Genomic DNA, 14,431 nt, shown 5'->3' with positions numbered 1-14,431 from the left:
TATTACTTAGCACTATTCGCTTTGATTTGTTCACCAGTTTTGCCAAAACGACGCTCTCTGTTTTGAAAGGCGGCAATCGCTTCATATAAATGTTCCCGCCTGAAATCCGGCCAGAAAAGGTTCTCGTAAAAATACAGCTCGGCGTAAGCAAGCTGCCATAAAAGAAAATTGCTGATCCTGTGATCACCGCCTGTGCGCAGCATCAGGTCCACTTCCGGGCGGTTTTGGGTTGCCAGATTCGCGGCCAGCATTTCTTCGTTGATCTCCTGCGGTGCAATCACACCATTCTTCACATCCTCCGCAATCTTCCTCGCAGCCTGGGTAATGTCCCATTTTCCGCTGTAACCCAGCGCCAGGATCAGGTTAAGGCCTGTATTTGCCTTTGTGGCTTCAACAGCTTCTGCCAATGTTCTGCGGCAGCTTTTTGGCAGACTTTCCGTGTCACCGATCGTGTCCAGCTTTACATTGTTTTTGAGCATAGTTGGCAGCTCGTTTCCAATAGACTGAACCAGTAATTCCATCAAAGCCCTCACTTCAAACTCGGGACGAGCCCAGTTTTCAGTTGAAAATGCATAAAGTGTCAAAAAACCGACACCCAGTTCTGCACAACCTTCGGTTACTTCCCTAACGGCCTTAATCGCGTTGCGATGGCCGAAAATGCGCGCTGCTCCCTGGTTTTGGGCCCATCTTCCGTTACCGTCCATGATAACGGCGATGTGCTTTGGCAGATTGCCCGTATCAATGAGCTCCTTCATTATTCCTGACCCCTTTAACCTTTTTTAACAAAAACAAAATGAACTACAGCGAGGATCTTTTCTACTAAGATCAAAATTTAAATCTCCCGCTTTTTTAAAGGGATCACTTTGTACATCACGATACGCAGGAACGCAGCATTCTGTGTCGAAAACTAAAAAAATATTAGTCTTAGCTCCGTCTCAAATTGCTAAAAACGTTCTGATGAACAGTTGATTAACCTCAAAAATAGTAATGGAATTTAAAATCAGGGCGCAATTTAGGAATAAGTAAGCCCTCTTCAAAATCATTATTTTGTGTCCGGGGAAGGAGTAACCCGATTAATTATCAAGAAGATGGCGGATTGCTTCTCCATATGTGCTGCCGCTTGTGAGCTGGGATGCCTTGCGGTCGCGCATGATAATGACATACTTGCTGTTGAAATGCTTTTGGATTTCTTTGATGTGGTGGGAATTAACGATCCCGGCGCGGCTAATGCGCAGATATTGGTTGGGAAGCTTCTCTTCCAGAGATGTCAGCGTATAATTGAGCAGATATTTTTGTCCGTCTAATGTGTTTAAAAAAACATACTTTTCCTCTGCTTCGAAATGGGTGATCTCAGTCAGGGGAATGAGCAAGATCCGGTCGCCTGATTTCACCGACAAGGAGAAGATCTCTCTTTTAGGTTTCATTTCCTCCAACAGCCTGAGCAGGTTTTCGGAATAAGGATTTACCGTGGCGAGATTGTTGGCGCCTGCTTTGGTAATGTTGCGGATCTTCTCAATGGTCTTAACCAGCCGCTCGTTCTCGACAGGTTTTAGCAGATAATCAACAGAATTTTCCTCAAAAGCGCGGATCGCATACTGATCGTAGGCCGTTGAAAATATCACCAGCGGCATCTTGGTCAGCTTGGCGAGCATTTCGAAACCATTTAAAAGGGGCATTTCAATGTCGAGGAAGATGATATCGGGACTATGCTTGTCAATCTCGACCAACCCTTCTGCGCCGTTTTTTGCTTCGGATACAATGGTAAAAACATTGTTGTGCTTTTCCAAAAGCCTTCGAAGCCGGCTTAATGCCAGCGGCTCGTCATCTATGAGAATCGTTTTCAGCGGGAATTGGGTCATGGCCTTGATGTTGATTTTGTATAATAGCAGATTTTTGTATCGAAATGTTGACCGATTTGCGCGGCTCATTATGCAGTTCAAGGCGCGCGGCATCGCCATAAAGCAATTTTAATTTGTCCTGAATGCTCCTCATTCCATATCCGGCGCCCATTGTTTCAGAAAACGGCGGGCCATTGTCGTGCACACATAAATGCAGCCACTCGTCTTCTTCGTAAATGCGGACTACGATTGCGCCTTGTTCGGCCAGTTTGGCAACGCCGTGCTTAATTGCGTTTTCCACGATGGGCTGTAAAATGAATTTGGGAACATGCAATTCTTTCAGTGCAGGATCGGTCACCTCAACAGTAAATCTGAGCCTCTCCCCAAACCGTACTTTCTCCACTTGCAGATAAGTGGCAACCATTTCCAGCTCATTCTCGATTGTATCAAAATAATCGTTCGTTTTCCTTCCGGTCGTGTATCTGAACAGTTTGGAAAGCAAAAGTGTCATTTCCTCGGCCTTATCGGGATCCTCATGGACGAGGCTGGCAATGCTGTTTAAGGAATTGTATAAAAAATGAGGGTTAATGCGTGCCTGCAATGCGTCCAGCTCGGCGCGGGTTTTCAGCTTTTCCAGGTTTAGTAATTGAAATTCCTGATCGGAAATCTTCCTGGAAATCTGTTTGCCTTCGCGGCTCAGAAAGTAGAAAATATTAGCAACAATGATCGGTCCCCACATATACCAGTACCAGGGCGCATCCTGTGCTGCTTCATTGGGATAAAGATTCCTGTAATTATCTACCAGCGTTACGCCAAAAAGAAAATAGACGGCTACTGCGAGCAAATTGTTCATTATGAGCACAATTACCGATAAAATAATGTGCTTAAGAATGGTTCGGGTAATGAAAACGTCGAGCCATATGGTGATTCCCTGGGTTAGCAGAATGGTAAAAACGCCCGCTATAACATTTTGGGAAACCAGATATTGATACAGCTTGATCCGGACGGGCTCATTGGTGAAGTAGATTTCAGCAGTAAAATAAGAGATCGCATTAATCCCGTACAACACAGTGGCGCCCAGGATAACAGCGACCACTGTCCCTATCCAACCCTGATTTTGAATGATGCCTATTAGGTTAAGATCACGCCAGTTAAATGATTTTTCTTGTGAGGTAAAACTGAAATTGGCCCCCTCCACCCGGGCACCGGTGAGGTCAACATCGGTTAAGCTGCTGAAACTCAAATCGGCATTGCGCAGGTCGGAATTCCGGAATGTGGTGCGGTCCAATGCAGCGAAACGAAGCTTCGCATTGCGCAGGTTAGCGCCATCGAAATTGATGTCTTTGAGGCTTGAGAAGCTAAAATCAGCATTTTCAAGATCCATATTACTAAAATCCCTTCCATCCAGTGATGATGCCGTCATCCGCAGACGCTTCGTTCCTTTTTCGTTCATAATTTAAGTGAAACGCAATGTTACTGATTAGTCTGGGCTAGCATCCATTCTGATTTGCCAATTGATTCTGCATCCTTTAATAAGGCGCTGGTTTTCTCCGGATACTTAAAATAAAAAAGCTTCATGGCTAATAGACTTGTGTTACTTGTTTACACAAATCTATCAGCCATGAAGCCCTATGGTAAGCGTTTTCCGACGAACTGCTTATTTCGAATGTATGAACGCCGTTGCAGCCGGAATGAAGAAGGAAGCTTAAAGCTCTTCCAGAGTAATATTTTTCCAACGCACTTTAATGCCGCCGCCATCGTGGATCTGCAATGCTATTGAGCCTTCTCCGGCACCGATTTTAGCATCTGTGAAATCAACCATTTGATTACCATTAAGATAGGTTTTAACATTATCCCCTACAGCGCGGATTCTCAATGTGTTCCATTCACCCATTTTCAGGAAACCTTCTTTTTCGTCCGGGATCTGTACCAGCCAGTTACGGCCGTAAGATTCGTAAATGCCACCTGTGTCATGGTTTGGTGGCGCAACTTCAACCTGCCAGCCCGAAACTTTCGTTCCGGTAACCGTGGAGCGGAAAAACACGCCGCTATTACCATTCGCCTCTTGCTTGAATTGCAGGGAAAGGTCAAAATTCTTGTAGAACTTGTCGGTAGTTAGGTAGCCATATTGTTTGTCCGGTCCGCTTTCGCAGATCAGTTCACCGTTTTCTACATACCATTTTTCGGTCCCGTTGACTTTCCAGCCGCTCAGATCTTTGCCATTAAATAACTTAACAGGCTTTTTCAGTGGCGCGGGAACGGGTGCTGTGAATACAGAAAATGCGGAGTTCAGTAACAATATAGTCGCACAGAGCACTATAAGTTGTCGAAGTTTTAACATAATAAATTGGGGGTTAGGATTAAAAAAATTTCAGTTAGAATTCCGTCAAAATACATTTTCCATTAGTTTTACGGAAATTAACCAATGGGAAAGCTATGAAAAAAAACCGTTTTGTAGGGCGTTGTCTGGCATTTTTTTTACTTGCAGTGCTGCCGTCAGGAGTAATTATTTCCTGCACTGAGAAGAGTGAAGACATAGTAAAGGGCAAAACGATTACAGAAGTCATCATGGAGAATGAGCGTTTCAGCATTCTGAAAGATCTTATGCTCTATGCCAAGATGAGCGACGGATTGCGGACCGGGGACGTAACTTTTTTTGCACCTGACAATGCTGCCTTTGGCCGCGCGAATATTTTCTCCGCTTCCGAATTAACTATGTTGCCGGAGGATTCGATCCGGAAACTGATCAATAACCACATTGTGGGAAAAGAGCGGCTTGATTACAACAGGCTTAAAGAAGGAAAGAAGAAGACGCTCGGAGGCAAAGAACTAAGCATTACCAAAACGGACAGCATTTTTTCGGTAAACAGAGCGGACATTATCCTTTCTGATATCAGCGCTGCAAACGGGGTTATCCACATTATCGACAGCCTTGCCGTAAAATGATATAAAAAGAAGCTAAAATAAATCGGCCCGGTTGAATGTTCCACCGGGCCGATCTTTTTGGTAACCCTAATGTCTAGAATTGCTCGATATGGGCAAAGAAGAAGTTTCCTTCAATGGCAGCATTCTCGTCGGAATCCGAACCGTGGATGGCGTTAGCCTCCATGGATTTTGCAAACAATTTGCGAATGGTGCCTTCGTCTGCATTGGCAGGATTGGTAGCACCGATCAAAGTACGGAAGTCTGCAACGCCGTTTTCCTTTTCCAGGATCATCGGAATGATCGGGCCGGAAGACATATATTTACATAAATCATTGTAAAAAGGACGCTCTTTGTGGACTGCGTAAAATTCTCCGGCACGTTCCGCGCTAAGCTGAGTTTTTTTTACGGCTACAATCCGGAACCCGGCCTCCTCAATCATTTTGATAATGGCTCCGGAATGTCCGTCCTTAACGGCATCCGGCTTAATCATTGTGAATGTTCTATTTGTTGGCATACTGTTGGCTAGAATTTATTTGCTGCAAAACTATGCATTTTTTCATTTTATATCCTTGCCGTTCGGTTTGCGGGGCGGCGCGCAGGTTAAAACATAGCCTGATAACCAGGCTTTAGGGCATAACATTGAGCAAATCCCAACAGTTTTATTAATTTTGTGGGCTGAATACGAACCGAATTTTCTTCTTTCCGAATTAAGTAACTGTGAATCAAACCGTTGAAGAGCTTAGCTCTTTTTTATCCCACCCCCAAAAAATCATCATTACGATGCATCGTGACCCTGACGCTGACGCGCTGGGATCGTCATTGGGCTGGGCAAGTTATTTAATTAAAAAAGGACACCAAGTTACCGTCATCAGTCCGACAGACTACACGGCTAATTTACGTTGGTTGTCTGGCATTGAGCATGTTCTGGTTTACGAAAAGCAGGGGGATCAGGTTAAATGCAAGGATAAAATTGCAAATGCTACATTGATATGCTGTCTCGATTTTTCTGCACTTTCCAGACTTAAAGATTTGGGAAGGATTGTGGAAGAAGCCGCTGCGCCGAAGTTAATGGTAGACCATCACCTTGAACCTGAGCATTTTGCAAAATGGATGGTTTGGGATACTTATGCTGCTGCTACGGCACAGCTTATCTACAAGCTGATCAAAGAGTTGGAACATAATGCGCCGGTTTCTGAGATCTTCGACATCCCCATGGCTGAATGCTTGTACGCCGGAATAATGACAGATACAGGTTCGTTCAGACACGGTAATGTTACGCCCGAGGTTCATCTGGCCGTTGCCGATCTGATGCTCACGGGATTCGATTCCAGCCGTGTGCACCGACTTATTTATGACAATGCACCACTCTCGCGTTTGCAATTTCTAGGTTACGTGCTCTCACAGAAATTAGTGGTTTTACCCGAATACAGAACTGCCTACATGGTTTTGACGGAAGCGGAACTGCAAAAATTCAATTCCAGCACGGGAGAAACCGAAGGAATCGTTAATTACGGTTTGCAGGTTGAAAACGTGGTAATGTCTGCTATGTTCATTGAAAGAAAAGGTGAAGTGAAAATTTCCTTCCGCTCGGTAGGCACATTCTCGGTGAGAGACCTGGCGAGCACCTATTTCAATGGCGGCGGACACAAAAATGCATCTGGCGGTAGATCGGAACAATCAGTGCATGATACGGTTGCCACTTTTCTAAATATTCTTCCGGAATACCAACAAGAACTTTTAAACGTTGACTAAGCTTAAATTTTACTTCAAAAATCACATCATAATCTTTCCAATTAACACAATCCAATGAATTTAAAATCAATAGGTTACGCAATGGGCGTAACTATTCTAGCAGTGGCTTGCAACCAACATAAGACGCAGGTTACTGAATCCGGACTGAAATACCAGATTTTCGAGCACGAAGATGAAGCGCGAAAAGCCAAATTGGGAGACATTATGACATTCCACTTTGTGTTGAAAAACGGCAGCGATTCTACGCTTCGTGATACATATAAAGAAGGTACACCGCAAAAAATGGTTTTGCAGGCTCCTCAGTACAAAGGCAGTTTTGAAGAAGGGCTTGCTTTGCTTGCAGCGGGAGACAGTGCTAAAATATCGATCAATGCAGATTCAATGTTTGCAAAAATCGGCCAGCCTATGCCTCCTATGATCAAAAAAGGATCTGATCTGAGCTTCACCGTGAAGGTGGTTAGTGTGCTTACACCTGAGGAATTCCAGAAACAACTTGCCGAAGCTGGTTCCAAGCAAAAAGCGATCGATACGAAAATAATTGACGATTATATCGCAAAAAATAACCTGAAAGGAAAAGCACAGAAAACAGCATCTGGTCTGGCTTATGTGGATGCCGTTGCAGGAACAGGTGACAGCCCAAAAGCAGGTGACAATGTAAAAGTACATTACACAGGAAAATTGCTCGACGGCAAAGTGTTTGACAGCTCACAGACTGGCGGCCGCGGTCCTATTGACTTCCAGGTTGGTGTGGGAATGGTTATTCCAGGTTGGGAAGAAGGCATTATGATGATGAAAAAAGGCGGAAAACGCACATTGATCATTCCATCTGGCCTTGCTTACGGAGCTGAGGGATCGCCGGGAGCCATTCCTGCAAACTCGGTTCTGCTATTTGATGTTGAATTGGTCGATTTCGGAAAGGCGCCAGCGCAGCAACAGCCTGGCCTGCCAACAAGGTAATTACCATATATGAATTAAAACGGCTGCTTCACAAGAGTAGCCGTTTTTTTTTGTAAAATGCATTTAGAACATAACATTATAGCATGAAACTTTGCTTTGCCACCAATAATCTGAACAAGTTAAAAGAGATACAAGCATTGCTCGGTGACCAGTTTGAGCTTGTTACGCTAAGCGACATTGGCTGTGAAGCCGATATTCTGGAGCCATTTGAAACAATCGCTGAGAATTCGGCTGCTAAGGCCCGATTTGTCTGGGAAAATTACGGCATCAACTGCTTTGCTGACGACACAGGGCTGGAAGTCGCAGCGCTTAATGGTGAACCCGGCGTTCATTCGGCCTATTATGCGGGGCCGCAGCGGGATGCGAATGATAACATGGATTTGCTGCTCAACAAACTGGCTGCTCACAATGATCGCAACGCCCGGTTCCTGACGGTGATTACACTCGTAATAAATGGCGTGTATCAGCAGTTTGCAGGAACGGTGGAGGGTAACATTATCACAGAAAAGAGAGGCAGCAATGGCTTTGGTTATGATCCTGTATTTATGCCTGCTGATTTGGAAAAAACATTTGCCGAAATGACATTGGAAGAAAAATCACAGTTGAGCCACCGGGCACGCGCATTTGCGGGGCTGGTCAGCTTTTTGAAGCAACTATAATGTAACGATTAACATCATTTTTAAACAGCATTCAAATGGCGGACTTCAATGCAAGCGATTATCGCGTCGACGGGACCGAGAAATTCAGTATCAAAAAGGCCAAAACGCGCTTCAAGGACATTTACAAGGATAAGGAAGAATATGAATCCATGCAGGCAGAGTCGGCTAAGGAGCTGGATGTGCTGCAAAGTATGATGTACGCGCATAATCGTTATGGCTTACTGGTCATATTTCAGGCGATGGATGCGGCCGGCAAGGATGGGACGATCAAGCATGTGCTTGCAGGGGTAAATCCGGTGGGCGTGAAAATACATTCATTTAAGAGGCCTACGGAAACAGAACTGGAACATGATTATCTGTGGCGTAGTAACCTTGTGCTCCCTCAGCGTGGAACGATCACAATCTTCAACCGCAGTTATTACGAGGAAGTGCTCGTTGCCAAGGTGAATCCCGAGATCGTAACGCAATCACAACGGCTGCCTGTCGAACTGACGGAGGATATGGACAAGCTTTGGAAACACAGATATTCGGATATCCGGAACCTTGAAAAATATCTTTACAGAAATGGCATCCGGGTAATCAAGTTTTTCCTGAATGTGTCAAAGGAAGAACAAGCCTCGCGTCTGATTGAACGGATCGAAGACCCTTCAAAAAACTGGAAATTTGAGGAGCAGGATGTGAAAGTGCGTAGTCAGTGGAATGAATATATGCAGGCTTACGAAGACTGCATTAATAACACTGCTACAAAGAAATCGCCATGGTATGTTGTTCCAGCGGATGACAAAAAGAATCTGAGGCTGACAGTGGCCAACATTATCGTGGAAGAACTTAAAAAGATGGATATGTCTTATCCGGAGTCAGGCCCTGAGCGGTCAGAAGAGCTGCATCACTTTATCGATGTGATTAATGCGCAGAACACTGAGGATTAAGCACAAAAAAGGCGGCTGAATTATTCAGCCGCCTTTGATAGTTATGCATGGTGTGAATTCAAATTCCTATTTCTTGATAGTGAAGTTTCCACCACCAATTTTATAACCTTCTGCATACAATTCAACATTGTATTTCCCTGGACGGAATTGTGAGCTGTTGTCATACAACAATTCAACTTTCTGGTTATTGTTTTGATAAGCAATAGACTCACGTGTCGTGAACTTAGATGGAGCGCCGTCAACTTCAAACTCTCCTGATCCAGTAGCGTCATCTGCTACAACCGCTCCTTCTGGGTCAAGCACGCGCACATAAATGTCTTTTGATTCTTGTGCTGTCAACTCATTTTCAGGAAGCGTAAACACCATTTTGATTTTGTCAACACGGCTTGCTTTGTATTCTTCTTTATCTTTTACCTTACCTCTTGAATTAACAGTAAGAATTTTCAGATTTGCAGCTTTCAATGCAGCAGCCTTCGTTACTTTGGCGCTAAGCTCTTTGTTAGCAGCTGTAAAAGTTACTACTGAGTCGGTCAGTTCAGCCTGACGTTGTACCAATTTCTCACGTTCGCTGGTTAAACTTCCAACGTGTGTGCTCAAAGAGTCATTTGATGCAACCAACTTCTCGTTTTCAAGCTTCAATTGAGCGATCACCTCGTCTTTTTCTACCAGGAATTTCTCGTATTCCTTAATTTTGCCAAGATATTTATTGGTCTCAACTCTTTTGCTTCTGCTGAAAGCCAATTTATCTGCTTCCAGTTTTTCTTTAACCTTAGTCAATTCTGATACGTCACCACCTAGTTTTTCAATTTCAGCGATTTTCGCATCCAGTACTGTCGAAATGGAGTCTAATTTAGTTTTGGTTACAGCCAATTCTCTGGCTTTTTCAACAACCATTGTTTCCTGCTGAGTCAACTCATTTTTTTGAGTCGTAAACAAGTAGCCAAACATGGCCGTCGCAAGCCCAAGGACAACAACCATTGCCCAGGCGATACTTTGCTTATTCTTTTGTTCTTGTTCCATCGATTTAGAAAATTTATTAATGTGATTTAGTTTACATGTTGACAGGTTAAAATTCACCTAGGGTCTACATGGATTTGATTTTAAAATCTCTAATTCTGTGCCGAATTGCTGATTCGGACTTATTACAGGCGATTATAACATTCAATTTTTATATAAATAATACTAAAAAAGAGGCTTAGTAAGATACTGAGCCTCTTTTTAAATTATAATTTTAAACTTAGAAAATTAGGGCTGAACGGCTGTATCAGGGCTGGTCAATTAGAAAATTGGGTAATGTTTACCCAAAGTATGGAGTTACAGTACAAACAAACATCATTTTAAAACCCGCTATAATCCTATTTTTGCTGTAATATCAAAAGACTTGCGGTCCATGAACAATAGCTTTTGATAACCTCTAACCGAATAACCCGAAACTTCAAGCAGATTATTTCGTCTGCTTGAAGTCAGTTCAATAAGCTTTTCTGAACTATATATTCGATTTTCAGAACGCAGCAGTGCTTTTACCAACACAGGTTGCTGCGTCGCGCTATCTACTTTGATCATCAGATAACGCACCGGCAAATTTTCTCCTTCCCTGATTTTATATTCGTAAACAGACGAATCATTTCGAGTCACCGAATAGCTTTTGTTATATGCTGGCTTATTAATGTCGGCTTGTGCGAACAGTTCCAGCTCCTTTTTCCAGTTTGTCTCGATTTCAGCGCGCAGTTCTTTCTTCCCATCCAGCTGAACAGTTTTTGCCACCTTGGGCTTCTTCTCGTTCAGATAAACAATTTGGTTTTCTACAAAGCCTTTGAGGTCATAGTATGCCTTCTTTTCATTAGTATCCGTGACAGATTCCCGACAAGCGCTTAACATTGCCAGGCATATGAAGATATAGAGGAAGCTACTTTTAAGGAACACAGGGCGGCTAGAAGAGTGTATTGATATAAAACGCATTGGTAATGTTGACTTTATCACGCGGAAGTTCCAAAAAACAGAGAGCCCAATGGACTCTCCGGTAAACAACATCATTATAACTGGTTTAGTTTAGAGGATACTAACCCCCGTCATCTCAGCCGGCTTTGGAATTCCCATCAAGTCAAGAATTGTAGGTGCAATGTCGGCCAGCTTGCCATCTTTTATCGGATTCTGATAATTATTATCTACTAATACGCAAGGCACGAGGTTCAATGAGTGGGCAGTATTGGGAGAGCCGTCGTCATTCAACATATAGTCCGAATTTCCGTGATCGGCAATGATAATGGATGAATAACCATGGTTTAAACCAGTGGTAACAACAGCCTGCACACATTGATCAACAGTTTCGCATGCCTTAACGGCAGCTTCAAACACGCCAGTATGTCCAACCATATCCGGGTTTGCAAAGTTGAGGCAAACAAAATCCACCTCTCCTTTTTCCAATTCAGGCACTATCGAGTCCCTGATGCCAAATGCTGACATTTCGGGTTGAAGATCGTAAGTAGCAACCTTTGGCGACTGGCAAAGTAAGCGGCTTTCACCCTCAAACGGCTTTTCGCGTCCGCCCGAGAAAAAGAATGTTACGTGCGGATATTTTTCCGTTTCAGCAATGCGGATCTGTTTTTTCCCCGCTGCTTCAAGCACTTCGCCTAATGTATTGTTAAGATTGTCTTTATCAAAAATCACATCTACGCCTGTGTATGTATCATCATAATTGGTCATTGTGATGTATCTCAGGTTTAGCTTGTGCATATTCTGCTCATGAAAATCCTGTTGCGTCAGCACTTCTGTGATTTCGCGTCCGCGGTCGGTCCGGAAATTGAAACATAATACAACATCTCCATCTTCGATAACACCAATTGGTGTCCCGTCCGGATTTGTTGCAACGATAGGCATCATAAACTCGTCAGTAACGCCTGTTTCGTAAGAATCTTTGATTGCTTTCAAGACATCACCGGATGCTACATGCGCACCTTCGCCATGCACCATTGCGTCATAAGCAAGCTTCACACGCTCCCAACGCTTGTCGCGGTCCATTGCATAATAACGACCAGTTACGCTTGCAATGCGGCCAGTTGTCTGATCCAATGTTTGTTGAAGCTCTGTTAAAAAGCCTAAGCCACTCTTCGGATCGCAGTCACGGCCGTCTGTAAATGCATGCACAAAAACGTTTGTCAAACCCCTGTCGGCAGCGATTTTGACGAGTCCTTTTAAATGATCGATGTGTGAGTGAACGCCTCCATCGGAAACCAAACCGATGAAATGCACTTTTTTGTTATTTATTTTGGCAAAATCCAAGGCATTGGTAAGGACAGGTTCCTGACCTAATGTTCCTTCGGTAACAGCCAGGTTGATCTTTACCAGATCTTGATAAACGACACGTCCTGCTCCAAGATTGGTATGTCCTACTTCTGAATTTCCCATCTGTCCGTCGGGAAGCCCCACAGCCAGTCCGCTTGCAGCAAGTCTGCTATGCGGATATTTCTGCATAATGCTGTCGTAAAAAGGAGTGTTGGCAGCTAAAACAGCGGAACGGCTTTCTTCGCCAGGTTGGGCAATTCCCCAGCCGTCCATGATTATAAGAATTACTTTTTTGCTCAATGTCTTAGAAATTAAATATTAACACGCAATGGCCGATGGCGGGCTTACTCGCTTTTTTTGCCTTCGACCGGCTGATTTTTCTCGTCAACGATTACATATACTTCCTCGTTGGGCTTGCGCATCATGAAATTTTCACGCGCCCATTTTTCAAGCATTTTGGGATTACCAAAAACCTCATTCCGCTCCTTTTTAACTTCTTTGATCTTTCCCAACAAAATACCTTTTTCGTGTTCCAGTTCCTTCATTTTCATCCGGTTGGAGATCACGATCCGCATATTGTTATTGTCAAGGAAAAGGATCCAGACGAACCACGCCAGAAATGTGGCTATATAGAAGTTTTTGAGCGTTTGGAGCGACCAGAATGATCCTTTTTTCATAACGAAAGCGAGTGTATATACAAAAACCGGAGCATTAAGCTCCGGTTTTGATTAATGATATCAGAATTTCAATCCTGGGAAGTAAGCGTTTTCACCAAGCTCCTCTTCAATGCGAAGCAGCTGGTTGTATTTCGCCATACGATCAGAGCGGGAAGCAGAACCCGTTTTGATCTGTCCTGTGTTCAATGCAACTGCAAGGTCAGCAATTGTTGAATCTTCCGTTTCACCTGAGCGGTGGGACATAATGCTCTTATAGCTGTTGCGTTTTGCAAGGTTAACCGTGTCAATCGTCTCAGTCAATGAACCGATCTGGTTTACCTTCACAAGGACTGCATTTGCAATTTGCGATTCGATTCCTTGTTGCAGACGGGTTACGTTTGTCACGAACAAATCGTCACCTACCAACTGGATTTTCTTGCCAACCGATTGTGTAAGCGTTGCCCAGCCAGCCCAGTCGTCTTCGTCCATTCCATCTTCAATTGAAATGATCGGATATTTAGCAACCCACTGTGTCCAGTAGTCAGCCATTTCATCCGAGCTTAGTTTGCGACCATCTGATTTTTTGAAGTGGTACAATCCATCTTCGTAGAATTCAGAAACGGCAGCATCCATGGCGATGAAGATGTCTTCGCCTGGCTTGTAACCTGCTTTCTCGATCGCCTGAATTACGATTTCGATCGCTTCTTCATTTGATTTAATGTTTGGAGCAAATCCACCTTCGTCACCTACGTTGGTAGAATATCCTTTGCTTTTCAAAACTGTTTTAAGCGTATGGAAAACCTCAACGCCCATTCTCAGTGATTGCGAGAACGTATCTGCTTTCGCAGGCATGATCATGAATTCCTGGAAATCGATAGAGTTATCCGCGTGGCTTCCACCATTCAGAATGTTCATCATCGGAACGGGCAATGTGTTCGCGTTCGTTCCGCCCACGTAACGATATAATGGAAGGTTTGCTTCTTGTGCAGCAGCCTTGGCAGCAGCCAGAGAAACGCCCAGAATTGCATTCGCGCCCAATTTCGCTTTGTTAGGCGTTCCGTCCAATTCCAGCATGATTTTATCAATCAGATTTTGCTCAAAAACTGAACAACCGATTAACTCAGGGAAAATAATATCGTTGACATTCTCAACAGCTTTCAAAACTCCTTTTCCTACGTAAACGCTTTTATCGTCATCACGAAGTTCAACGGCCTCATGCTTTCCGGTAGAAGCTCCAGACGGAACAGCAGCACGTCCTAAATAGCCATTTTCAGTACGAATATCTACTTCTATTGTTGGGTTTCCTCTTGAATCCAGAATTTGTCTTGCATGTACTGATTGAATCGTACTCATTTGCAGCTTGTGGTTTTGATTTAAATAGAATTTTTTAACGGTACAAAATAACACAAAAAATCCTCTGCATTACAGAGGAT

At 43.8% G+C, this 14,431-nt stretch carries 15 protein-coding genes; 5 read left to right on the top strand and 10 right to left on the bottom strand.

Going from position 1 to position 14,431, the window contains the following annotated elements; translation table 11 throughout:
- Positions 1-2: 2 nt before the first annotated feature.
- The 4 genes from uppS to G395_RS0117605 form a co-directional block, all read right to left on the bottom strand.
- Complete coding sequence (gene uppS, locus G395_RS0117625) at positions 3-755, bottom strand: undecaprenyl pyrophosphate synthase (RefSeq protein ID WP_026631267.1); 753 nt, start codon at positions 753-755, stop codon at positions 3-5.
- Between the two features lie 318 nt (positions 756-1,073).
- On the bottom strand, positions 1,074-1,859 hold the full coding sequence (locus G395_RS0117620; protein ID WP_026631266.1) for a LytR/AlgR family response regulator transcription factor: 786 nt from the start codon (positions 1,857-1,859) through the stop codon (positions 1,074-1,076).
- A complete protein-coding gene (locus G395_RS29675) occupies positions 1,822-3,291 on the bottom strand; it encodes a histidine kinase (protein ID WP_051350224.1) in 1,470 nt (489 codons plus the stop codon). Before G395_RS29675 ends, G395_RS0117620 begins: the two co-directional genes overlap by 38 nt.
- A 252-nt stretch (positions 3,292-3,543) precedes the next feature.
- Positions 3,544-4,179, bottom strand: coding sequence for a 3-keto-disaccharide hydrolase (locus G395_RS0117605; protein WP_026631265.1), 636 nt, complete (start codon positions 4,177-4,179; stop codon positions 3,544-3,546).
- 95 nt (positions 4,180-4,274) lie between these two features.
- Between G395_RS0117605 and G395_RS0117600 the strand changes: the two genes are divergently transcribed.
- Positions 4,275-4,784, top strand: a complete 510-nt coding sequence (locus tag G395_RS0117600) for a fasciclin domain-containing protein (RefSeq protein ID WP_026631264.1) — start codon at positions 4,275-4,277, stop codon at positions 4,782-4,784.
- A 73-nt stretch (positions 4,785-4,857) separates the two neighbouring features.
- Here G395_RS0117600 and G395_RS0117595 read toward each other — a convergent pair whose 3' ends face one another.
- The gene (locus G395_RS0117595) at positions 4,858-5,277 is read right to left on the bottom strand and encodes a nucleoside-diphosphate kinase (protein WP_026631263.1); all 420 of its coding nucleotides are present in this window, start codon (positions 5,275-5,277) and stop codon (positions 4,858-4,860) included.
- A gap of 203 nt (positions 5,278-5,480) precedes the next feature.
- On the opposite strand from G395_RS0117595, the gene G395_RS0117590 reads away from it, so the two are divergent.
- From G395_RS0117590 to G395_RS0117575, 4 genes are all read left to right on the top strand, one after another.
- Positions 5,481-6,515 (top strand): DHH family phosphoesterase, encoded by a 1,035-nt coding sequence (locus G395_RS0117590; RefSeq protein WP_026631262.1) that lies wholly within the window; start codon positions 5,481-5,483, stop codon positions 6,513-6,515.
- Positions 6,516-6,569: 54 nt separating this feature from the next.
- Positions 6,570-7,472 carry an FKBP-type peptidyl-prolyl cis-trans isomerase gene (locus tag G395_RS0117585; protein ID WP_026631261.1) on the top strand — a complete coding sequence of 301 codons (903 nt, stop codon included), beginning with the start codon at positions 6,570-6,572 and terminating at the stop codon, positions 7,470-7,472.
- 83 nt (positions 7,473-7,555) lie between these two features.
- A complete protein-coding gene (gene rdgB, locus G395_RS0117580) occupies positions 7,556-8,131 on the top strand; it encodes an RdgB/HAM1 family non-canonical purine NTP pyrophosphatase (RefSeq protein ID WP_026631260.1) in 576 nt (191 codons plus the stop codon).
- A 35-nt stretch (positions 8,132-8,166) separates the two neighbouring features.
- Entirely contained in the window at positions 8,167-9,060 is an 894-nt protein-coding gene (locus G395_RS0117575) for a polyphosphate kinase 2 family protein (RefSeq protein ID WP_026631259.1), read from the top strand.
- A 66-nt stretch (positions 9,061-9,126) separates the two neighbouring features.
- Here the strand turns inward: G395_RS0117575 and G395_RS0117570 are convergent, their stop codons facing one another.
- The 5 genes from G395_RS0117570 to eno form a co-directional block, all read right to left on the bottom strand.
- A complete protein-coding gene (locus G395_RS0117570; RefSeq protein WP_026631258.1) occupies positions 9,127-10,080 on the bottom strand; it encodes a DUF8428 domain-containing protein in 954 nt (317 codons plus the stop codon).
- 327 nt (positions 10,081-10,407) lie between these two features.
- The gene (locus G395_RS0117565; protein ID WP_051350223.1) at positions 10,408-10,938 is read right to left on the bottom strand and encodes a hypothetical protein; all 531 of its coding nucleotides are present in this window, start codon (positions 10,936-10,938) and stop codon (positions 10,408-10,410) included.
- Between the two features lie 171 nt (positions 10,939-11,109).
- The gene (gene gpmI / locus G395_RS0117560; protein ID WP_026631256.1) at positions 11,110-12,642 is read right to left on the bottom strand and encodes a 2,3-bisphosphoglycerate-independent phosphoglycerate mutase; all 1,533 of its coding nucleotides are present in this window, start codon (positions 12,640-12,642) and stop codon (positions 11,110-11,112) included.
- Positions 12,643-12,686: 44 nt separating this feature from the next.
- Positions 12,687-13,019: an FtsB family cell division protein gene (locus G395_RS0117555; protein WP_026631255.1), complete on the bottom strand. Its 333-nt coding sequence runs from the start codon at positions 13,017-13,019 to the stop codon at positions 12,687-12,689.
- 60 nt (positions 13,020-13,079) lie between these two features.
- The gene (gene eno / locus G395_RS0117550; RefSeq protein WP_026631254.1) at positions 13,080-14,351 is read right to left on the bottom strand and encodes a phosphopyruvate hydratase; all 1,272 of its coding nucleotides are present in this window, start codon (positions 14,349-14,351) and stop codon (positions 13,080-13,082) included.
- Between the last annotated feature and the right edge of the window lie 80 nt (positions 14,352-14,431).

It is taken from the genome of Dyadobacter alkalitolerans DSM 23607 (genome assembly GCF_000428845.1).
Classification (GTDB): domain Bacteria; phylum Bacteroidota; class Bacteroidia; order Cytophagales; family Spirosomataceae; genus Dyadobacter; species Dyadobacter alkalitolerans.
This window is presented reverse-complemented; position numbering and strand designations above follow the sequence as displayed.